The organism is Acinetobacter sp. YH16051 (assembly GCF_013417135.1).
In the GTDB taxonomy this organism is placed as follows: domain Bacteria; phylum Pseudomonadota; class Gammaproteobacteria; order Pseudomonadales; family Moraxellaceae; genus Acinetobacter; species Acinetobacter towneri.
In genome coordinates, this window is record NZ_VPEN01000002.1 from 143,452 (window position 1) to 164,817 (window position 21,366).

Genomic DNA, 21,366 nt, shown 5'->3' on the forward strand with positions numbered 1-21,366 from the left:
GTATGCAAAGCTTGTTATGGCGAAGTTTAGTGGTGATCTTTGTCATCCTTGGCTTTATTGGTGCATTGTTGCCGGGTATGCCTACTACTGTTTTCTTGATTTTAGCAGCTTGGGCATCGTCACGCGGTTGGCCGCAAATGGACAACTGGTTACTGAATCATCCTAAATATGGCAGTACACTCAGAGATTGGCGCGCCAATGGTACTGTACCGCGTAAAGCCAAATGGTTTGCAACGATCATGATGAGTATTAGTGCCGTGATCATGCTGTTCACAACTGCGCCCGTTGCGGTCAAAATTTTTACCAATACCACCATGTTGGTGGTGTGTATTTGGTTGTGGTTACGTCCTGAACCACAGCCGCCCACGAAAGAAGAAGAATAGGGTAGCGCAATGTCTTTTTTATACACACAAGCAGATATTTTGATTGATTTAGCCGAGCAAACTTTATATTTGCCGAAGCATCAGAAACTCTACGTCATCTCGAGTGGTGTGAATGGCATTGGTGAAACTGAAAATAGTGGTAAAACACCACGTGGCTGGCATGAAGTCGCTTTAAAATTTGGTGAAAATGAACCTGAAAATGCAGTATTTATTGCGCGTCAACCGACAGGTGAAATTTACAATTTAGATTTAGCTGAACAATTTCCTGAACGGGACTGGATTTTAAGCCGCATTTTATGGCTCAGTGGTTTGCAAGAAGGTTTTAATCAAGGCATTGGCTGCGATACTTTTCAGCGCTATATCTATATACATGGCACACCAGACACAGAGCCGATGGGAATTCCTGCATCGCATGGCTGTATTCGGATGCGTAACCACGATATTTTAGAATTGTTTGAACTGATTCCAGAAAAAGCCTTGGTTTATATTTCTGAACACAAGCTAGATTTAAATAGCTTAGGGTTGCTTGGTTGATGGTGCGAGTCAATTGAATAAAGTTGTATTCATCGCAACATAAAAAACCAATACATTGAGCAGGTAGAGTGCAACGCTAACAAGTTGAAAAGCACATTAATTTTGCTTGAAAACTAAAATAACTTGCAGAATTTGTTTGTTTTTATAGCGGATCACCTATTTTTTAATCACTCAGTCACAAAAAACTGAAAACAAGCCGAAAAGCGTTTGACAGGCGGTAAAGATTCTCTATAATGCACCTCACAAACGATAAAGACGTTAAGGGCGCTTAGCTCAGTTGGTAGAGCGTCTGCCTTACAAGCAGAATGTCGGCGGTTCGATCCCGTCAGCGCCCACCAAGCCTTTACGTTATAGATTCTTACGTGCAGCGGTAGTTCAGTTGGTTAGAATACCGGCCTGTCACGCCGGGGGTCGCGGGTTCGAGCCCCGTCCGCTGCGCCACTTAAGATTCTTTAACCATTGTTTGTACCACAATAGTGACTTTGTGTAAGTGCAGCGGTAGTTCAGTTGGTTAGAATACCGGCCTGTCACGCCGGGGGTCGCGGGTTCGAGCCCCGTCCGCTGCGCCATTTACATAAATTGCTTTTGAGGGCGCTTAGCTCAGTTGGTAGAGCGTCTGCCTTACAAGCAGAATGTCGGCGGTTCGATCCCGTCAGCGCCCACCAGATTCTTTTGCGATGCAGCGGTAGTTCAGTTGGTTAGAATACCGGCCTGTCACGCCGGGGGTCGCGGGTTCGAGCCCCGTCCGCTGCGCCATTCAAAAGAAAAGTTTAGGTTGCCTGATAGACTTAAACTGAAATAATGCAAAGTTTGACAGTTTTGCAAAATCAGAACAAAATATTGTTTTGATCTTATCAGGGCGCTTAGCTCAGTTGGTAGAGCGTCTGCCTTACAAGCAGAATGTCGGCGGTTCGATCCCGTCAGCGCCCACCATATTTTAGTATCTATGCTTGTCATATATACAAAAAAGACCTTAATTGCTTAACGCAATTACCGTTGCAGCGGTAGTTCAGTTGGTTAGAATACCGGCCTGTCACGCCGGGGGTCGCGGGTTCGAGCCCCGTCCGCTGCGCCATTTTTCATTCCCTGATGTGAAAAATGTATTTCAAAGTTCAAGACGACGTACTTCGCTTGTCTTGCATCATAAAAAATAACGATGTTATTTTTTAATATTCAGGGCGCTTAGCTCAGTTGGTAGAGCGTCTGCCTTACAAGCAGAATGTCGGCGGTTCGATCCCGTCAGCGCCCACCATATCCTTTCATCCTCATTTATCTTATATTACTTGCGTATTGCAATAAATTCGCCTAAAATTTTTATTTAATAATAATACTAATATCCGTGACTTATGCGAAATCCTTATCAACGTAAAGCTGCATCTAAGCAAGCAACGCAAACTTATAATGCACAAGATATTTACAAGCAATTTATTGAGACCATTGTGTCTCAGGGGCATGTTTTTGCATTGTATGAAGATGGCTGGGCGCTCTGTGCCACGCCTACAGGGCAACGTGCTTTTGCAATGTGGCAAAATAAAAGTCTGGCAAAACTGTTAATTAAAGACAATTGGGCCAATTATCAAGTCGAAGAAATTTCACTGAAAGATTTTATTGAAAAAGTGATTCCATTTTTACGTCAGGAAGCCACCAATATTTCGATGAATCTAAGCCCAGAAGGGCAGAATGTATTGGTTGCCCCTGAAAAGTTATTACTTGATCTAAAAAATTATTTGTATCAGGTGTATATGCAAAAACCTGAATTTTTTAAAGATATGCAAATTCCTTTACCACGCTCGATACGTTTGAATTAAGCGATCTGCTTGCTAGATTTTATTTTTAATACTCATTCAGCAGCCAACCACTGATATAAGCAAAATACTCGCGTAACCATGCGTTATAGCGGGTATAGAGTGGTGTCGTTGCACTGAGCATGCTGAACTGTGTGTATCCTTGTCGTTTGGCAATGGCTGCTGCACGTGGTGTGTGAAAGTCGCTGGTGACAATTATAATCAGTTGGGTTTTATCTGTGCCTAATGTATGCAGCAAGGGCTGACTGTTTTTCAAATTAAATGCCGTACTGGTGCTTTGGGTTTCCAAGATAATGTGTGATGCTGCAATTGCATAACGTTGTTGCAAATAATTAGACATCACCTGTGCTTCATTGAGTTGTTCCGCAAATGCAGGGCCACCACTAACAATGAAATAACTTTGAGGATGCGCTAAGGCATACGCGGCTGCTGTATCCAGTCGTTTGGCGAGCGTGGGCGATGGTTGTCCATTTTCAATGCCACTGCCGAGTACAATCACCACTTTAGCATTGTTGGTTACAGTATTTTGCTGCTGTGTACTGAAATGAATATAAGTAAAAAAGATCAGCAGGCTGATGCACCACAGCCAAAATACGCCCCAACCGAATTTCCACAGCCAATCTAAGCGTGTATGTTGTTTTAAGTAGCTTTGAATCCAAGTATAGAAAATGGCATAACACAGCAGCATCATGCCTATTAAAACAGGTAAAACGGTGCCGAAATGAATTTTCTTTAAGCTGATGAGATAGGCACCATCCAATACTAAAATTAATCCAATTAGGCTACTCAATATTCTTTTAAATAGACTAAATTGTGTTTGTACGTGACTTGCTTGCATGCCTTGCATAATTTTATTGTACTGTGATGCTGTACAAACAGTATAGCCGAAGCTGCTGAAAAATTTTGCCTCAACTGAATTATGTTTCGGCTGAGGCTATGGATAAAACTTGGGTGAATTGCCAAGTTTTAGCTATAGAGCTACAGCGCAAGCCATTTAAAAAGTGTCAACAAATCCTAATACACATCTCGGCGATAACGTCCTTGCTGACGTAATTGTTCCAGTTGAGTCTCACCCAAAATATCTTTTAAGGCTTGGTCGACATCACTGGCCATGCCTTGAATGCTACCGCAGACATAAATCACGGCATTTTGTTCAATCCAGCGTTTTAATTCTTCAGCCTGTTCGCGTAACTTATGGTGTACATAGACTTTTTCGGCTTGATCACGGGAAAAGGCCAAATCAAGGCGTTGTAGCATACCTGTGCTTTGCCAAGCCTCGATGGTGTGCTGATAAAAGTAATCGTGCGCTTGCTGACGTTCACCAAAAAACAACCAGTTTTGGGTGTAATTCAGGCGGGTACGTGCATGCAATAAGCTCATTAATCCTGCAAGCCCTGTACCGTTGCCAATACAAATAATTGGGCGGTCATCATCAATTAAATGGAAAGATGGATTATTGCGAATGCGTAATGCGATATTTTGCCCAAGTGCAGCATGTGCAGTTAACCAACCTGAACCTAAGCCAAGCTCGCCTTGAGCATCGAATTTTTGACGCACCACAAGTCTTAAAACCTGTTGTGAAGGAATACTGGCAATTGAATATTCACGACTAGGCAAGGGTGAAAGTTGTGCCAATAATTCATCCGCAGTTTTAAATGTCTGAATTGGCGCGGTGAGGTCTTTATCTGCCAAAGCCTGTACTAAGGTTTGCTGACCATCAGCAAGAATTGTATTGGCATCGAGTTGATGCTGTTTTAAAAAGGCGTGAATCCGTGCAGTGCTGTTTTCAGGCTGAATTTCTGCAATATCACCTGCAGACCAATGCACATCATGTTGTGCTAACAGTTCAATATTGAAGGCGGGTGCGCCTAAACTGTTGGGATTTAGCAAGTCACGTTGCTGTAAGGTCCATGTATCAAAAGTTTTTTCGATATGCATACTTGGTAAGTCAAGTTGTGTGACCTGTACCAAAGCCTGATTCCAACGCTGTATGTCTGCAGGATTGGCATTATTTACTTCAATGGTATTGAACAAGGCATGTGCTTGATTACGTTGCAGCCATGCAGCAATCGTATGTCCAAAACGGCAGTAATGATCTGCATATTCACGTGAACCTAAAGCCAGTACTGCATAACGCAAATGACTCAGGTCACAGGTTTGCGGTAGGATTTTTTTCACAAAACTTGAGGTCAAATCGGGTGCATCACCTGTGCCATAGGTGCTGGCAATACATAACAGTTGGGTGGTGTTTTTAAGGTCTTCAAGGCTGAGATGTTGCAGAGCTTTGACTATGACAGATTGATGTGCTTCTTGCAGACTAGTAGCGGTGCGCCATGCCAATTGTTCGGCAGTACCTGTTTGGCTGGCATAGACAATGAGCCAGTGTGCAGCATTTGGGTCGATCTGAAATTGAGTCTGGTTTTGACGTGCAGCAAGAGTCAAACGCTTTTGTTTACGACGTTTTAAATACAGCATCCAACCTGTGACGAAAAACAGCGGCATCATCAATGCAGAAAGCATGGCTAAAAATTGATAAACAGGCCCAAAGAAACTACCGCGATGCACAGGCAGCATACTGCTCATGATTTTTTCATTAAGCCGTTTGTCTACATATAATTCAAGTTGAGTAATACGTGCTTGTTGATAATCAAAAGTTGCGTTATTGCGGGCACGTTCATGTTGTGGAATGACATCGACAAAGTTAATTTCAATTTCACTATTGGCGTGTTTAGGCACATTAAAAGTGATACTGGAATAATCCTGCCCCAATTGCTGCGGGAAATGTTGCCATGCCTTCGTCAATGCCAGATTGATTTGTGCCTGATCCAGCGTATTCTGCTTGGCTGGTTTTGTAGTGTTTGCGCGGCGTCCTGCAGTTTGTGTTTGCGCAGCCTGATGAAGTGCTTGAGCATTTGAATTTACAGGTTTGTTGCGTCCATCTGCTTGCAATTGCGCTTGTGGTCTTTCCACACCCATGACTTTAAACATGCCATTGCGCCACCACTCATACGACCAATACAGTCCTGTGCATGCCAAAACTAGATAGAAAATCACGACCCACGTGCCCACTACGGCATGTAAGTCCCAAATAAAATTACGACCTTTGAGTTGTGGTTTAATCGCAAACCATTGTTTAAATGAATGGCGTTTCGGCCAGCGTAGGTAAATGCCACTTAACACAAAGAACAACAACATGAGGGTACATGCGGCTGTAATTTGTTTACCAATAGGCCCTACGGTTAAGTTGCGGTGTAATTGCTGAATAAACTGGAAAAATTCACGTCCCCGAATTTCAGGCAACACTGCTGCCGAGTAAGGGTTAATCAGGATATTTTGTCCACGTTTTGCACCTTCTTTCGCAATATTGATGGTTGAAGATGCAGCCGGGTCTTTTGCAACGGTGATGCTATTAATTTTATAGTCAGGTTGGGTACGCTGAAAATGTTGATAAATTTCTGCAGGGCTTAGTTTGGCTTTCTGCTCAACTTGTACCTGATAACTGTTCGGATTCATCCATTTTAGAATTTCTTGTTCGTAGGAATAAATCGCACCTGTCACGCCCATGAGTGACAAGATCAGTCCTGCAGTAATACCAAGGAACCAGTGAATTTGGAAAAAGGCTTTCTTCAGCATAAGCGTTGGTTGTTGAGTATGAATTGTGATGCAGAATAATGCAGAGATGAAGTTAATGCAAATGCTATTTATTCTCATTATCGTTCATTGTTTTAATTTTAAGCAAAAAAAACCTCCATCACAGGGGATAGAGGTTTATTTTTAAATAGGGATATTTAGATTTGCTTGGCTTCGCCTGCAGCTTCAGTCAAATGCTTGCGAATGGTGTTGAACGAAAAGTTCTTGCTGTCCATACGCTTAGGCAGAATATAAGCACCTTGCTGACCTTTTACTTTGAAGTTCATCAAGATAAACTCAGGGGTATTGTACCATTCATACACATCTTTCCAGCCAATTGCACCCACGCCTTCTTGAGCGCCCATTTGCTGACGCATCACGATACCGTGCGGCTGTACGCCTAAACGAATCCCTTTAATTTCTTGAACAGGAAATTCATTCATTTTTCGCTTAACGTACCATTCCAAGCCGTATTTACGCACGAGCAGGTAGAGCACCACACAGACAATGGCAACCCAGCAGAAAATTGTCGAATAATTTTTTAATAGCAGAATGCCTAAAATGGAAAGGGCAACAATCACACCCATAATAATCCATGCTTTCATGCCAATTTTATTGGTACTGCGCCAAATTACCAGTTGTGCGTGACGTTGTTCTTCTTCAGAAACTTCGTAGATCACAGGCTGTAGGGTATAGGCGTATAAACTTTTCGCGGTCATAGTGAAACTAACAAATTTAAAACTATAAAAAGTTTAGCATTAATTGCTGTCATGCAGTGAGTATATTGTCGCAAAATCATGCTAAGGTCGGTGAATACTTGTGCAGCTTAGGGCGAATAAGTAGGCACTGACCGTTTGCAGGATTGTTTATAAAGACGCCAGTTCAGTTGCGTCCTGATCATGTTCGTGGCTTAAACTTTGTTTTAAGCGACTTAATTGTTGCAAGATACTCATCATCAAAGATAATTGCTGCAAAATAATTAATGATTTTTGATCTTCTTCTTTGTTTTGGCTTAAACGCTGACGAATGGTTTGCAACATGTTGTGTGCACTTAAATCTGGCGTTTCATCTTTCAGTAAAGCACCTTGAATATCGTCCATTGCTTGATCGAGCAGTTGCAAGACTTCCTGATCGTCAATTTTGTCACGATGCGCACCAAGTGCAGCAATATAGCTAATAAAGGTGTGATTTAGACACAAGAACTCAAAGGCTTGAGCTTTTTGATTGGGGTCAAAATCAGGTTCGGTGGCGAGTGTTGAAATCAGTGAAGCAACTTCTGCATCGGTATTATGAGCAGCACGGCGCACGACACGATAATTCAAACCGTTGTTGCGTCCATTTTTATATTGTTCAATCACTTCTGCCAAATAGCCACATTGCGCGGTGAGTGAGCGGCGAATCGTGCGTGATAGACGGCGGAATTTCCAATCGGGGAAGATAAAACTCACGCCAAACCATGCTAGCGCACAACCAATTAAGGTATCGACCATACGTGGTACGGCTGCAGCATAGCCTAAACCCTCTAGGTTAAAGTTCATCAGCGCCAAAATGGTCATAAAGGCAGTGGCTTGTGCATATTGTTTACTGCGCAATTCAAAGAACAACATGCCACTAATCACTAAAACCAGTAATTGTCCTTCTACAGATGGTACAAAATATAAAATGGTGTAGCCGACTACAATCCCTGCCAACGTCCCAATAATACGCAAACGTAAACGTCGTTTGGTGGTGTTAAAGTTGGGCTGCATCACAAACAGGGCGGTCAGTAAAATCCAGTAGCCATATTGAATATTGGTGACTTGCACAAAAATATAGCCAATCAACAGCACAATCGACAAACGAATGGCGTGGCGGAACAAAACCGATTCGGGGGTTAAATGCTGCTTAATCCGAATGACAATATCATCCCAACTTTTTAAGTCATCATCTTTCAGTTGCTGTTCAATATGTTTGGATTTATCCAGTTTAATATTACGTTCGGTTTCAAGGTTACGCAGTTGAGCATCAATTGATTTCAGGTTTTGGTATAAGGCAAACAGTGCATTAATCCAGACTTGGTCATATTGCTGTTCACTGCGCAGTTTTTCTAAAGACTGTTTAAGATTTTCAAAAGCATGTTTAAAACGCTTGTTATGCACATAAGGTTTACGATGCAAAATGCTTTCGCTTAAATCTTTACAGGCTTTGCCTTGAATCGACAAAATACGCTGGAAGCGAAATAAAATATCGCTGTGCTGAAATATTTTCGCCAGTTTTTGATAATCAATATGTGCAGAGTCGGCACGTTCGTGAATGTCTTGTGCGACAAAGTAATACTGTAAGCTACGTCGGGTATCTTTTTGCCCACGGTCGCCTTTTAAACGGGTCAGTAAAGCGGTTTTTAAGTCGTTAAAAATCGCAATTAATTTGCCATTTTCAAGTGATAAATCAATGATACTTTGTTGATAACTCGGTGCAGTCATATCCACATCAAATAGATTTGATTTGGCAAATAAAAAATCACCCAAAGAAGAATAACTGAGTGAAAGTTTGTCTTGTAAGGCACGAACAGGGAACAGTAAAAAGCTGATGGTCGAAATTAAGCCGTACCAAATTGCGCCCGAAACCAAAAGCAGCGGCTGCATGTACCAGTCATCAAATAGGTTGACGCCAAGCATGGAATAGACCGACACCACCAAACAGCCATAAGAAATGGTGGCATAACGTCGTCCGAGCGAACCGAGCAAAATTAAGACAATACACGACAGGATTAAGCCTGTAGCAAATAAAATAGGATGCGGAAATAAAAACTGAATTGATGTGGCGGTAACAAAGAAACCAATATAGGTATAGAGCTGATTGACAATACGCACCGAAAAACGGTCATCAATATCACTCAAACCTGCGGCAAGCACACCTAAAGTTAAAGGAATAGTGGCAAGCTGCATCCCCATAAAATAGGGAACAAAAGCAGTTCCCGCAAATGCAATGAGCATGCGGATGTTATACATAAATGTGGTGTTATAGGTCGCTTGTTTGAGCTTTATCAGCCAAGGTTTCAACATCATTCCTTTAAGTAAACTTTTCTGTCTAAACAGAGATTTATGCTGCAAGATGAAGGTTTGCGTACATTGTAACTGTAGATGAGATGTTTAGAGTGCCTAATATGTGAAAATTCATCTTTGATCACAACAAATCATACTATGGAGCGTGTAAGCTTGTCTGTACATCTGTCATTTCATCATAAAATATGAGCATATCGAAAACGCTGCCAAGTTCAAGCAGTACGCCACCATCTACGCAACAACCCAACATGCGGCAATATTCGACTGCGTGGATTTTATTGTTGGCGTTATTGACTTCGCTTGGGCCTTTATCGATTGATATGTATTTGCCTGCCTTGCCCGTTATGGCAAGCGAGTTTGGCGTATCGACCCAAATGGTCGCAAACAGTTTGCCTGCCTACTTTTTAGGTTTGGCATTGGGTCAACTGATTTACGGGCCGCTGAGTGATCGGATTGGACGTAAGCCGCCTTTATATTTTGGCTTGGCACTATTTTCACTCGCCAGTATGTTGTGTGTGTTTGCACAAAATGAATGGGGACTGATTGCTGCACGTATTTTGCAGGCTTTGGGTGGCTGTGTGGGTGTGGTAATTGCACGAGCAGCTATTCGTGATCGCTTGGATTTGCAAACATCCGCTCAAGCTTTTTCGAGCATGATGATTGTGATGACCATTGCGCCCATTATTGCACCTACGCTGGGCGCATGGGTACTTAGATGGATGAATTGGCAAGCTATTTTTGTAGTGCTGACCTGCGTTGGAATTATTTGCTGTTTATGTGTGCACTTCTTTTTTAAAGAAACTTTGGCGAAAGAACGTCGTTTAAATTTGAACTTTCAGCAAGTACTGACCTTATATTTTGCCATTTTAAAAGATCGTGATTTTCGTTTTCCAATGTTGGCAGGCTGTCTGACTGGTGGGGCATTGTTTTGCTATATCAGCGGTTCAAGTGCAGTCATGATGGATCAATATGGCTTGAGTGAAACAGCTTTTGCTTATGTGTTTGGTGCCAATGCGATTGGTATTATGCTGTTTTCGGCTTTGAATAAAAAAATCAGTGGCAAATTGGGTGTGTTACAACGCTTAAAATTGGGCAGCATGATTCAACTGAGTGGTGCGGTCATTCTACTGCTTGCAGGTAGTTTGGGGTATGCACCTTTGGCATTGGTGATGATCGGTTTATTTCTTGCCGTGTCTGGGATTGGTTTTACAGGCCCGAATGCCATGGCACTAGCTATGGCAAAACAAGGCGCACGTGCAGGAACAGCCAGTGCGGTCATGGGCAGTGTGCAATTCTTTTGTGGCTTGATTGGTGGAGTGTTACTCAACTTTTTAACAGGCAGTGCTTTGCTGAATATGGCTGTATTAATGCTGCTATTTATTGGGTTTGGGATGTTTGCCGTTTTTCATATTTTGCAACCTCAATCAGATTGAGTTGGGGTCAATACTTTTTCAAATGGTGATTTTTTTCGAAAAAATCGGGCTTTTTAACAGAACTGAAATATATACAATAGTCTAATGGTGGTGTAAATACTTGAATAATCAACCTATTTAAGGTGTTGAATTTTATATGGTTTAATTGTTTAAATCTGTAATTATGATTAATTGTGATTTCTTATTCGGGAAAACTGATTTTAATAAACGTCATAACTTGATAGATTGAAGCCTGTAATAAATGACACAAATTGTAATATTTTAAATATTTGGGTGTCTTGGACTATTTGGCAAAAGTGTTTTGATTTTTAAGCCATTTTTATAATTCGATGTGAAATCGATAGATGACGAACAAAATCATCATGCACGGATGCAGCGTTGTTTTATTTTGGAGAGATAAATGAGTCAATTACTCAACGGTCAATTTATGATCAAAGGTTTAGCTATTGCCGTTACAACATTAATGGTAGGTACTGCACACGCAGCAAAAACTGAGCAACAACAAATTCAAGAACTTCGTCAAGAAGTTGAAGCGTTAAAATCGTTAATTCAGCAACAACAGCAAGTACAACAACAGCAGCAAAATCAAATTGCCCAAGTACAACAGGCGAAGCCTGCTGCACCTGTAAGTGCATTAAGCAGTTTAAAGTCTAAATCTGGTGCAGATATTTCTATTTATGGTTCGATCCGTGGTGATGCAAACTATATTATTAAAGGTGCGGATAATGACTTTAACTCAGCACATACAAGTAAAGAAGAAGCAAGTGACAAATTACGTGCTACCGCAAAAGTCACCCGCTTAGGTTTAGACTTTAATACACCTGTTGGTGATAACAAAGTGGGCGGTAAAGTTGAAGTTGATTTTGCAAGTTCGGACAATTCTAAGTCAGAAAACTTACGTATTCGCCACGCTTATTTGACTTTAAACAACTGGTTATTCGGTCAAACCACATCGAACTTCTTGTCAAATCATGCACCAGAAATGATTGACTTTGCGACAAATATTGGTGGTGGTACAACACGTATACCGCAAGTTCGTTACAACTACAAATTAGCACCTGCAACTGAATTATTTGTTTCTGCTGAAGAAGGGAATAGTTCTTCACAAATATATGATACTAAAGAGAAGAAAAATGTTAGCTCTGACGTAACTTACCGAGCTCCTGTATTGACTGCTAAAGTAGTTCAAGGCTTTGCAGAAGGTAAAGGAACAGCTTCTGCACGTGCATTGGTTGAACATTACAAATCAGAAGCAGTAAATGATGATAAAACTGGTTGGGGTGCAGCTCTAGGTACGAATTATCAAGTTGCGGAACCTTTAAAAGTATCTGCAGACGTATCTTATGTAAAAGGTAACAGCAACTACTTATATGGTAGTAACTCTGCATTTTACGTAAATACAGTTAATGGTGAAATTGAGCAAAATGAAACGATTGGTGTACAAGTGGGTGCAACCTATAAGTTCTCTCCACAACTACGTTCAACTTTAGCCTACGGTGCTTTATTTGCCGATGATGGTACAGACTATGCGCGTGCAGCAAATAATTCTGGTGCTAATGAGAAAGTACAACAAGCGTGGATTAACTTTATCTATTCACCTGTAAAACCAGTCGATTTAGGTATTGAGTATATCAACGGTGAGCGTGAAACATTTGCTGGCGATAAATTCAGTGACGACCGCGTAGGCTTTATGGCACGTTATAGCTTCTAAGTCGCTACTTTTGAGCAAAATCCAAAACAGAGCTTAATTTTAAGCTCTGTTTTTTTATGTATAAAATTTATAGCATTAATTCAATAACTTAAATTTTATCCAGTTTAAAGGAATGTTGTAACTTTCTCTTATAGCTGAAAACAATCATTAAAAATTATAGAAAAAACGCAGAAAATAGCAGCTTTTTGTCAAAAAAAATGCATAATGATCGACCTTTAATCTTGCTGTTTTTTATCAAGTGGTTGATTATCTTTAACGGAAGGTATTTATCCACCTCAGATATTTTGGAGCTTATATGAGATTACCTCTCAGTGTTAAGCCGATTCAGTTGTTTGCACTCGAAGTCACCCCGAAAGTGAAATTGCTGTCTTTTGTCTTTCTTTTCTTTTGTTCTAGGCAAACGCAGATCATAACGCTTGAGTGAAACCAAAGGATGGGTTGGTTGAGCGAAATGCATACCTCTTAAACTTCGGTCAAATACGATACTGTTTACATACTTTGTATTGCGGCATTTTTTAGTTGATTTAGAGTCATAGTGATGCAAATGCTTTGGTTTGCATAGACAGTTCTTGATCATATTAAAAATAATCTGCAATCACTATATGGATATTGCCATGGAATTTACTTTTAATGCGTTTTATACGCTGATTGCTGCGGTCATCGTCCTGCTCTTAGGGCGACTTTTAGTCAATAAAATTGATTTTTTAAAACGCTATAATATTCCTGAACCTGTTGCAGGTGGTTTGGTTGCCGCTATTGTTTCATTGTTGGTGAATCAATTTTGGGGTTATAGCATTACCACCAGTAGCGCATTGCAAACTAGCTTTATGCTTATTTTCTTTGCTTCGATTGGTTTAAGCGCGAACTTCACAAAATTGCGTCAGGGCGGAATCGGTTTAATTATTTTCTTGATTGCAATTTCCACATTTATTGTGTTGCAAAACATTGTCGGCATTAGTCTTGCAACATTGTTAGGTATTGATCCACTAATTGGTTTAATTGCAGGATCGATTACTTTAACTGGCGGTCATGGTACAGCAGGTGCGTGGGGTGAAATTTTAGAAACCCAATATGGTATTCAAGGTGCTTTGGCACTGGGCATGGCAAGTGCGACCTTTGGTTTAATTATTGGTGGTTTAATTGGTGGTCCACTGGCTAAAACTTTAATCAACCGTCATCAATTGGCTGTACCACGTACCGACGAACAAATTGAAAAACGCGATAATACGCCTGCGGATCAAGATTCCAATGAGTTTATTCCATTTGAATATCCGCATCAGGTTCGTTTAATTACAGCAGATAATGCAATTACTACTTTGGGTTTATTTGCTGGATGTTTGGCATTTGCCGAATTTATGACAGGCGCTGCCAAAGGCACGATGTTTGAATTACCAACTTTCGTTTGGGCATTGGCGGGCGGTGTGGTTCTGCGTAATGTCTTAGAAAGTATTTTTAAAGTTAATATTTTTGACCGTGCGATTGATGTGTTTGGGAATGCATCTTTATCGTTATATTTGGCGATGGCGTTATTGTCACTCAAATTATGGCAATTGGCCGATTTGGCAGGGCCGTTGATGGTGATTTTAGGGGCGCAAACGCTCACAATGGCGTTATATGCAGCTTTTGTGACCTTCCGTATTATGGGGAAAAACTACGATGCAGCCGTGCTGGCAGCAGGACACTGTGGTTTTGGGATGGGGGCAACGCCAACAGCAGTCGCCAATATGCAGGCCATTACCAATATGTATGGTCCATCTTATAAAGCGTTCTTGATTGTGCCGCTGTGTGGTGCATTCTTTGTCGATTTAATTAACGTTGCGGTGATTCAATCTATTCTAAAATTCTTTGGTGGCTAAGCTCCAAAGCATGAAGGATTGATTTAATCATCCACAAAAAATGCCAGTTCAATTGAACTGGCATTTTTATTTGATCTGTAGCATTTTTCATTTAAGCCATGAAATGCAAAAATGCTGTATAGACCAGAAAACTACCAATTAAACTGAGCCAAATAGGTAGTTTGGATTTTAATAATCCAATCACCAAAACAATAAACAGCAGATCAGCAATACTCAAAATATGACGCTGTGCCATTTCGAGCACCATATACAGCAGCAAACCGACTACCGCTGCATTAATCCCTGTAACCGCATGACGAATATAGGCTTGCTGCATCAACCAAGACCAATAAGGCAAGGTCGCAAATACCAAAAAGAAAGATGGCAGAAAAATAGCCAATGTAGCTAAAGTCGCATTCAGCAGCGTTGATTCTGTCATTGGAATCAAACTGCCCAAATATGTTGCAAAGCTGAACAGTGGGCCAGGCACCAATTGCGCCATGGCATAACCCAAATCGAACTGTTCTGTACTGACTAAGCCTGTGCTAACAAAATCTTGATGCAATAAAGGCAAAATGACATGCCCACCGCCAAAGACCAAAGATGCGGCTTGATAGAAACTTAAATTGGCTGCATAGAGTAATTGAGGTTGCAGCCAGTTTAGACCTGACAGCACAATAAAGGGTGCAACAAAAAGTACTGCCCAAAATACAGCATAACGACGATGTTTGAGTAAATGTGCCGCAGTAAAATGCGTATCTGTCGCCGTTGTATTGGTGGATGATTGTGCAGCAGTTGGTGCTGCGCGTTTCGCCATCCAAATGCCAAAACAAGCTGCAATCAGAATCACTAAAACTTGATTGAAGCTCAATGGCACCAGATAAATAAATAGGGCAGAAGCAAACATTAAGGCATATTGCCAAACCGTTTTACAAAAACTACGCAACATTTGCCAAAATGCCCAAGCCACCACGGCCAATACGATCAGTTGAATACTGTGAAAGCTATTTGACGACAGTACATCTAAATATTGATGTCCCAAAACTGCAACCAAAGCCATAAACAACGCTGAAGGTAGGGTGAAACCCAACCAAGCTAGGACTGCACCCCAATAGCCTTTTTGCAAATAACCAATCGCTAACCCCACCTGACTACTAGTTGGGCCAGGTAAGAGTTGTGCAAGTGCGACAATTTGTGAATACTGGGATTCATCTAGCCATTTGAGTTGTTGCACAAAACGCTGATGGAAAAACACCAAATGCGCTGCAGGCCCACCAAAAGACAGACAACCTAATTGCAGAAAAATCCAGAATAATAAGGAATAAGAAGGTGGTTGCATATTATTTTAGATAGATTCAAATTGTGCGCCACTGTAGTGGCTAGACGTGACAGTTTAACGAATTACTACAAGGATCGGTTAAAATAATAGATAGACTATGGGCGCTCATGCAAGGTAAAAACAGAGAGCATAACTGTTGACGTTAAGAGGGTTGCTGTATCAAGTAGGCTGATCAACCTTGACACGATTGATGGTGAAATATCGACTGAAACCTATGGATTCAAGAAGGTCATTATGAAAATTGGGTATGTATCTCTTACAGCATTACTGATGGTGGGATGTCAGGCAGTGCCATCACAGCAGCAATTTTCGACTCAAACTTTACTTGAGTCGCAGCCCGTGGTTGAAGCAGAGTCACGCCTGAATCAAATTGATTTTCGTCAGTTAAAACAACAAAAAAAACGTCCAATTGTTGCATTGGTTTTGGGCAGTGGTGGTGCTCGTGGTTATGCACATATTGGAGTAATTGAAGTACTTGAGCAGTACGGTATTCATCCTGATTTTATTGTGGGCAGCAGCGCAGGCAGCATTGTCGGTTCAATTTATGCCAGTGGTAAAAATGCACAGCAATTACGTGAAATTGCCATGAATATGAAAGCCAATGATGTGCGGGATGTGACTTTAGATTTAAAAGGCTTTTTTGATGGTAAAAAAGTTGAAAATTATGTCAATGTACAAGTCGATCAACTCCGTTTGGAGCAATTTAAAATCCCGATGTACGTGGTGGCGACTGAATTAAAAGAAGGCAAAAAAGTTGTATTTAATTATGGCAATACGGGTCAAGCGGTGCGTGCGTCAGTGTCTATCCCAAGTATGTTTGTACCTACTAAAATTGCAGAACATGAATATGTCGATGGTGGTTTAGTGAGCCCTGTACCTGTCAAGGTTGCACGCGATTTAGGGGCAGATATTGTGATTGCCGTGAATATTTTGGCGCAGCCTATTCATACTGAAACCAGTAATGTGTGGGGATTGTTTAACCAAAATATTAATATTATGCAAAAGCATTTGGCCAATGAAGAATTGAAACTGGCAGATGTGGTCATTCAACCCGATTTACGTGAAAAAGCCCATATTTTTGATGTGAAAGGGCGCGAAGCGACCATGTTGGCAGGCGCAGAAGCAACTGCAGCGCAATTAAATAAAATTGATCAGGTCTATCAACAGCATCATTATGCGCATGGGCATAGAATTGTAGACTATAAAGTGAGTAATACTTTTGGGCTTTATGGACAGTTTAAATAGCTGTCCAGATCCTTCATTTAGGTCAATTCAATGAAATCAACAGATTTAACTTAAGTCTAATTAGGTGCTTGATAAAAATAACTTTAATGTTAGATTGCTTAGATTTATTCTTTGTAAGTATTTGATATTATAGTTTAAAAATAAAGATACCCTAAAAATATCTAAATACTGAGAATAGGTATTTAGACTTAAAATCAATTTTTTAGCGTGTTCTTTCGCACTGTTTCCATTTATTCTATGCAGCATTTACTGAATTCGTTTTTTAAGCAGTTTACCAATTGAACATGCTTCCAAGACGGCCTAACTTTTGTGCTTCAGGACTTTAAAACTTTATAAAAAATCGAGGGGATACTTCATGCACGGCTTTGAAATTGGACAGCAGGTGAAACTTGCTACTATGGAGCAAGTTATTTTTACAGTGACGATGATTAATCCAGATGGTTCTTATGTGATTGAAGCTGCACTGAGTACTGAACAAACTTTTACTTATAGCAATGTGTCGCAGGAAATGCTGCGCTTGGTTTAAATGTCGCAGCGAAGTTTGAAAATTTACGGGGAAATTGAACTTTTTTTCGTGTAAATTCGCTTGAATAATCCATTGAATAAAAGATTTTAGATTGTTTTTTGAACACTTGAATCAGGGGGATTCACGTAATATTCAATTTGAACAAATATTCTAAAAAATCAGAAATGGATTAAAAAATAACAGCTTGGGAGTCTTAGTCTTTAGTCTTATAATTTTAAATAAATGTTATCATAAACAATATAAATAATAATGATGCAGTTGTTGCCGAAATGAACATTCAAACTTTTATAAACGCGATATAATAATAGGCTCATATCTTACTGTCTTTAAAAGAGTCTAGAGAACGCGATGTCACCATTAGATCAAATTGCCCCAGTGTTAGATGACCAGTCAGAATTAACCATGACCGTGTTAATGACACCCGACATGGCAAATTTCTCAGGGAATGTACATGGTGGAACAATTTTAAAACTATTAGACCAAGTGGCGTATGCATGTGCAAGCCGCTATTCGGGTAGTTATGTGGTGACTCTTTCGGTTGATAAAGTGAACTTTAAAGAGCCGATTCATGTGGGTGAATTGGTGACTTTCCTTGCTAGTGTGAACCATGTCGGTCGTACTTCAATGGAAATTGGGATTCGTGTAGAAGCACAAAATATTCAAAAGCGTACAGTGCGCCATACCAACAGCTGTTACTTCACTATGGTTGCTGTCGATGAAAATGGTAAACCAAAACAAATCCCTGCGTTGAAATTAGACAATGACTGGAAGCGTTGCCGTTTTGAAGCAGCAGAGCAGCGTAAAGTAGCACGTTTGCAAGAAAATCATCATCCATCTTGCAGCATTTATAAGAAAACTGAACAAAACTAAATTTTCATCAAATTTAGCTGAAAACCTGTTTGCAATTGTAGACAGGTTTTTTGTGCCTATTTTTTAATTTTGTCCAAGGCAATATTGATTGGCTTTGTAGATAAACAAAAACTGAGTAAACCGAGAGAGTGGTGGAAAACTCAGTTTTTGTATTCGATTTACATTTTTAAATGTATCTAAGTTTTAAGGCTGTTGCGTCGATGCAGCAGGGGTTTCAGTGCTTGCTTCAGATGCAGGTTGTGCAGCAGCTTGTTCTGAAGCTGGTTCAGCCACAGTTTCCTGCGTTGAAACAACCACTTTTTCCTGTTCTGTTGCTGTCGATTCAGCCTTTGCAGCAAAAGTAGTTGCAGTGGCAAAAGCAAAAGTTGAAGCGAGTAAAATTTGTGTCAATTTCATGGTTTGGCATCCTTATTTAAAGTTTTTCATGAGTAGTAGGGAGTGCTCAGCACAAGCATTAAGTAAAAAAACTTATTGCGGCTAAAGTGTTCAAGTCAGTCATCACCTGATTTGAACGGGCTGAACAGGAACTCATGCTAAAGAGCCAAAGCTATGGGATCAATGCTTGCAACAAAGCAAAACAATGACGGTTACTTGAACCGCACAATGATGATGAATAGGTCGTAGTTTGGTAATTTTTGTTTTAAATATGCGGTCAAATCCAATCAAAATGGCTGTGTTTTCCGCAATAAAATTGCGTGGTTGGCAATAAAACATAACATCAAGCGGCTAAAACTCGTGTATTTCCCCAAATAAGTTGCAGATCATCACGTAATAAATGTAAGCGAATTTTTCAAATCATGATGGTGATAGATGTGCTGAAATGAATAAATTTCAGTGTGTTTAGATTCAGATTGAACTAATCGCTAAACTTGCTTAGCATGCTTGAGTTGTTTGAAATTCAATAAAGTGAGCTTATTTTGAAATTAATTGCACCACAAAAAGCAGTCCCGACGCATATTATTTCTGGTTTTCTCGGTGCAGGAAAAACCACCTTATTGAAACAGTTACTCAGCCAAAAACCAGAACATGAAGTTTGGGCGGTGTTGATGAATGAATTTGGACAAATCGGGGTCGATCAACAACTCTTACCTCAGCAACAAGGCTATCAGGTCAAAGAGTTATTGGGCGGTTGCTTATGTTGTAGCAGCCAATTGCCTATGCAAATTGCTTTGTCGCGTTTATTGTCCGAAGCGAAGCCTGACCGTTTATTCATCGAGCCGACAGGTTTGGGGCATCCTGCACAACTCTTGGAACAACTGACTGAACCACATTGGCATACGCATTTATCTATGCGTGCCTTGGTGACGGTGGTAGACGGTTCGCGTTTGCATGATCAGGCGTGGACGCAGCAAAACCTGTATGCCGATCAGCTTAAAGCTGCACAAATTATTGTGGTATCACATGCAGATCAAATGCAGGCGGCAGATGAGCAAGCCTTCGAGCAACTACAACAGGAATATCAAGCCTACGCGCAAAAATGGTTGAAAGCAGAACAGGGTCATCTGGCTTTGACCGAAATGGATATACCGTATGTCGGTACACAGCGTAAAATTCAGCCGTTGCTAAAATTGCAACAGAAGGTCAGCTCTACAAATCTGCAAGAGTCTGCAGAAATCAAACAATTGCCATATCACTATGTCGAAACTGCACAAGGATATGCAGTCGCAGGTTGGAAATTGCCTAAACGTTGGCAATTCGACTTTTATCCCTTATTAGATTTACTCTGTGAACAGCAAGATTGGCTGCGTATTAAAGGAATTTTTTATACCAATCAGGGTTGGAAAAGTTTCAACTTCAATCCGCAGCAATTTAATTATCAATCTACCGATGAAGGCACAGACAATCGGGTGGAAATTATTTATCAAACCGCGCGGGATTGGGCAAAATTTGAGGCTGAAATATTGGCGTATCGGGTCGATGCTGCTGCGGTTCTAGACTGAAATCTATACGTTATCGGGCAAACGATAAAGCAAAATCCCAGAAAATCCATTATGCTTAGCGGCAAATTTGAACATGGTTTTAGGAATAGACAATGGCGCTGAAAGCGACAATTTATAAGGCAGATTTGAACATTGCCAATATGGATGTGCATCAATACGGTGACTATCAGCTCACCATGGCATTGCATCCTTCTGAAACTATTGAGCGTTTGATGGTGCGTATTTTGGCATTCGCACGTTATGCAGATGAAGCTTTGGAATTTACCAAAGATTTGTTTGAAACCGATGAGCCTGCTTTGTGGGAAAAAGACTTAACAGGGCAGTTAATTAAGTGGATTGAAGTTGGTTGCCCAGATGAAGACAAAGTCAAAAAAGCCAGTTCGCGTTGTAAGCAAGTTGCGATTATTGCTTATGGTTCATCGGTAGATGAGTGGTACAAACGTAACAGTAAAATCAAAACTTTGAATAATGTTGAAGTGTGGCAACTATCGCCAGCAAGTACCGAAGCCATTCAAGCGTTATGCGAGCGTACCATGCAATTGCAGTTGAATGTGATGGATGGTGAATGGACATTGATTGGTGATCAGGCACAGGCTCAGATTGAGTGGACACAGTTGCAATAACACTTGCACGAGCTGGAAATTATCTTAAACATCGAAGTGTAAATATTTGGAGATGAACATGAGTGCAGAATTAGAAATTATTGATTTGGTGGTGGGTGAGGGGAAAGAAGCGGTTAAAGGCGCTTTAATTACTACGCATTACACAGGCTGGTTGGAAGATGGCACCAAGTTTGATTCATCCTTAGACCGTGGTAACTATTTTGAAACCGTGATTGGTACAGGTCGTGTCATTAAAGGCTGGGATCAAGGCATCATGGGGATGAAAGTGGGTGGTAAACGCAAACTGATCGTCCCTGCGCATTTGGCTTATGGTGAGCGCAAAATGGGCAATATCATTCCTGCTAATTCTAATTTGATTTTTGAAATTGAATTGTATGATGTGAAAACACGCGATCAATAAACACCTTTCAACTTAGCCAAACCGCTAGAATTTAAGTCATTCATCCGA

At 40.7% G+C, this 21,366-nt stretch carries 18 protein-coding genes and 8 tRNA genes; 20 read left to right on the forward strand and 6 right to left on the reverse strand.

What is annotated here, in order from left to right; genetic code table 11:
• Positions 1–2: 2 nt before the first annotated feature.
• The 11 genes from FTV41_RS02475 (at position 3) to FTV41_RS02525 (ending at position 2,725) form a co-directional block, all read left to right on the forward strand.
• The gene (locus FTV41_RS02475) at positions 3–383 is read left to right on the forward strand and encodes a YbaN family protein (protein ID WP_004968265.1); all 381 of its coding nucleotides are present in this window, start codon (positions 3–5) and stop codon (positions 381–383) included.
• 9 nt (positions 384–392) lie between these two features.
• On the forward strand, positions 393–917 hold the full coding sequence (elsL, locus tag FTV41_RS02480) for a cell wall-recycling L,D-carboxypeptidase ElsL (protein WP_131261501.1): 525 nt from the start codon (positions 393–395) through the stop codon (positions 915–917).
• Between the two features lie 262 nt (positions 918–1,179).
• Positions 1,180–1,255 (forward strand) — tRNA-Val (locus FTV41_RS02485).
• Between the two features lie 26 nt (positions 1,256–1,281).
• Positions 1,282–1,358: transfer RNA gene (locus FTV41_RS02490), tRNA-Asp, on the forward strand.
• Positions 1,359–1,409: 51 nt separating this feature from the next.
• A tRNA-Asp gene (locus FTV41_RS02495) sits at positions 1,410–1,486 on the forward strand.
• Positions 1,487–1,506: 20 nt separating this feature from the next.
• Positions 1,507–1,582 (forward strand) — tRNA-Val (locus FTV41_RS02500).
• Between the two features lie 14 nt (positions 1,583–1,596).
• A tRNA-Asp gene (locus tag FTV41_RS02505) sits at positions 1,597–1,673 on the forward strand.
• Positions 1,674–1,774: 101 nt separating this feature from the next.
• Positions 1,775–1,850: transfer RNA gene (locus FTV41_RS02510), tRNA-Val, on the forward strand.
• Between the two features lie 65 nt (positions 1,851–1,915).
• A tRNA-Asp gene (locus FTV41_RS02515) sits at positions 1,916–1,992 on the forward strand.
• Between the two features lie 101 nt (positions 1,993–2,093).
• Positions 2,094–2,169 (forward strand) — tRNA-Val (locus FTV41_RS02520).
• Between the two features lie 94 nt (positions 2,170–2,263).
• On the forward strand, positions 2,264–2,725 hold the full coding sequence (locus FTV41_RS02525; protein ID WP_004977378.1) for a DUF2750 domain-containing protein: 462 nt from the start codon (positions 2,264–2,266) through the stop codon (positions 2,723–2,725).
• Positions 2,726–2,750: 25 nt separating this feature from the next.
• Here FTV41_RS02525 and FTV41_RS02530 read toward each other — a convergent pair whose 3' ends face one another.
• From FTV41_RS02530 to yccS, 4 genes are all read right to left on the reverse strand, one after another.
• Positions 2,751–3,569: a YdcF family protein gene (locus tag FTV41_RS02530; RefSeq protein ID WP_179996055.1), complete on the reverse strand. Its 819-nt coding sequence runs from the start codon at positions 3,567–3,569 to the stop codon at positions 2,751–2,753.
• 167 nt (positions 3,570–3,736) lie between these two features.
• The gene (locus tag FTV41_RS02535) at positions 3,737–6,355 is read right to left on the reverse strand and encodes a sulfite reductase flavoprotein subunit alpha (protein ID WP_179996127.1); all 2,619 of its coding nucleotides are present in this window, start codon (positions 6,353–6,355) and stop codon (positions 3,737–3,739) included.
• A 155-nt stretch (positions 6,356–6,510) separates the two neighbouring features.
• Positions 6,511–7,071, reverse strand: a complete 561-nt coding sequence (locus FTV41_RS02540) for a YcxB family protein (RefSeq protein WP_004977388.1) — start codon at positions 7,069–7,071, stop codon at positions 6,511–6,513.
• A gap of 147 nt (positions 7,072–7,218) precedes the next feature.
• Entirely contained in the window at positions 7,219–9,393 is a 2,175-nt protein-coding gene (gene yccS / locus FTV41_RS02545; RefSeq protein WP_131261543.1) for a YccS family putative transporter, read from the reverse strand.
• 251 nt (positions 9,394–9,644) lie between these two features.
• On the opposite strand from yccS, the gene FTV41_RS02550 reads away from it, so the two are divergent.
• From FTV41_RS02550 to gltS, 3 genes are all read left to right on the forward strand, one after another.
• Positions 9,645–10,829 carry a multidrug effflux MFS transporter gene (locus FTV41_RS02550; RefSeq protein WP_179996128.1) on the forward strand — a complete coding sequence of 395 codons (1,185 nt, stop codon included), beginning with the start codon at positions 9,645–9,647 and terminating at the stop codon, positions 10,827–10,829.
• A gap of 400 nt (positions 10,830–11,229) precedes the next feature.
• A complete protein-coding gene (locus tag FTV41_RS02555; RefSeq protein WP_179996056.1) occupies positions 11,230–12,540 on the forward strand; it encodes a DcaP family trimeric outer membrane transporter in 1,311 nt (436 codons plus the stop codon).
• A 614-nt stretch (positions 12,541–13,154) separates the two neighbouring features.
• Positions 13,155–14,396 carry a sodium/glutamate symporter gene (gene gltS / locus FTV41_RS02560; RefSeq protein WP_179996057.1) on the forward strand — a complete coding sequence of 414 codons (1,242 nt, stop codon included), beginning with the start codon at positions 13,155–13,157 and terminating at the stop codon, positions 14,394–14,396.
• 91 nt (positions 14,397–14,487) lie between these two features.
• On the opposite strand, the gene chrA is transcribed toward gltS, so the two are convergent.
• Complete coding sequence (chrA, locus tag FTV41_RS02565) at positions 14,488–15,714, reverse strand: chromate efflux transporter (RefSeq protein WP_179996058.1); 1,227 nt, start codon at positions 15,712–15,714, stop codon at positions 14,488–14,490.
• A 270-nt stretch (positions 15,715–15,984) separates the two neighbouring features.
• On the opposite strand from chrA, the gene FTV41_RS02570 reads away from it, so the two are divergent.
• The 3 genes from FTV41_RS02570 (at position 15,985) to FTV41_RS02580 (ending at position 18,355) form a co-directional block, all read left to right on the forward strand.
• Positions 15,985–16,959: a patatin-like phospholipase family protein gene (locus FTV41_RS02570; RefSeq protein WP_179996129.1), complete on the forward strand. Its 975-nt coding sequence runs from the start codon at positions 15,985–15,987 to the stop codon at positions 16,957–16,959.
• Between the two features lie 355 nt (positions 16,960–17,314).
• Positions 17,315–17,485, forward strand: a complete 171-nt coding sequence (locus tag FTV41_RS02575) for a hypothetical protein (RefSeq protein WP_179996059.1) — start codon at positions 17,315–17,317, stop codon at positions 17,483–17,485.
• A 348-nt stretch (positions 17,486–17,833) separates the two neighbouring features.
• On the forward strand, positions 17,834–18,355 hold the full coding sequence (locus tag FTV41_RS02580; protein WP_004977311.1) for an acyl-CoA thioesterase: 522 nt from the start codon (positions 17,834–17,836) through the stop codon (positions 18,353–18,355).
• 183 nt (positions 18,356–18,538) lie between these two features.
• On the opposite strand, the gene FTV41_RS02585 is transcribed toward FTV41_RS02580, so the two are convergent.
• Positions 18,539–18,751, reverse strand: a complete 213-nt coding sequence (locus FTV41_RS02585; RefSeq protein WP_004977309.1) for a hypothetical protein — start codon at positions 18,749–18,751, stop codon at positions 18,539–18,541.
• A gap of 521 nt (positions 18,752–19,272) precedes the next feature.
• On the opposite strand from FTV41_RS02585, the gene FTV41_RS02590 reads away from it, so the two are divergent.
• The 3 genes from FTV41_RS02590 to FTV41_RS02600 all read left to right on the forward strand — a co-directional run bounded on the left by FTV41_RS02590 (position 19,273) and on the right by FTV41_RS02600 (position 21,318).
• Positions 19,273–20,295 carry a GTP-binding protein gene (locus FTV41_RS02590; protein ID WP_179996060.1) on the forward strand — a complete coding sequence of 341 codons (1,023 nt, stop codon included), beginning with the start codon at positions 19,273–19,275 and terminating at the stop codon, positions 20,293–20,295.
• Positions 20,296–20,387: 92 nt separating this feature from the next.
• Positions 20,388–20,918: a YaeQ family protein gene (locus FTV41_RS02595; protein WP_179989704.1), complete on the forward strand. Its 531-nt coding sequence runs from the start codon at positions 20,388–20,390 to the stop codon at positions 20,916–20,918.
• Positions 20,919–20,976: 58 nt separating this feature from the next.
• Positions 20,977–21,318, forward strand: a complete 342-nt coding sequence (locus FTV41_RS02600) for an FKBP-type peptidyl-prolyl cis-trans isomerase (RefSeq protein WP_004977304.1) — start codon at positions 20,977–20,979, stop codon at positions 21,316–21,318.
• Positions 21,319–21,366: the final 48 nt, after the last annotated feature.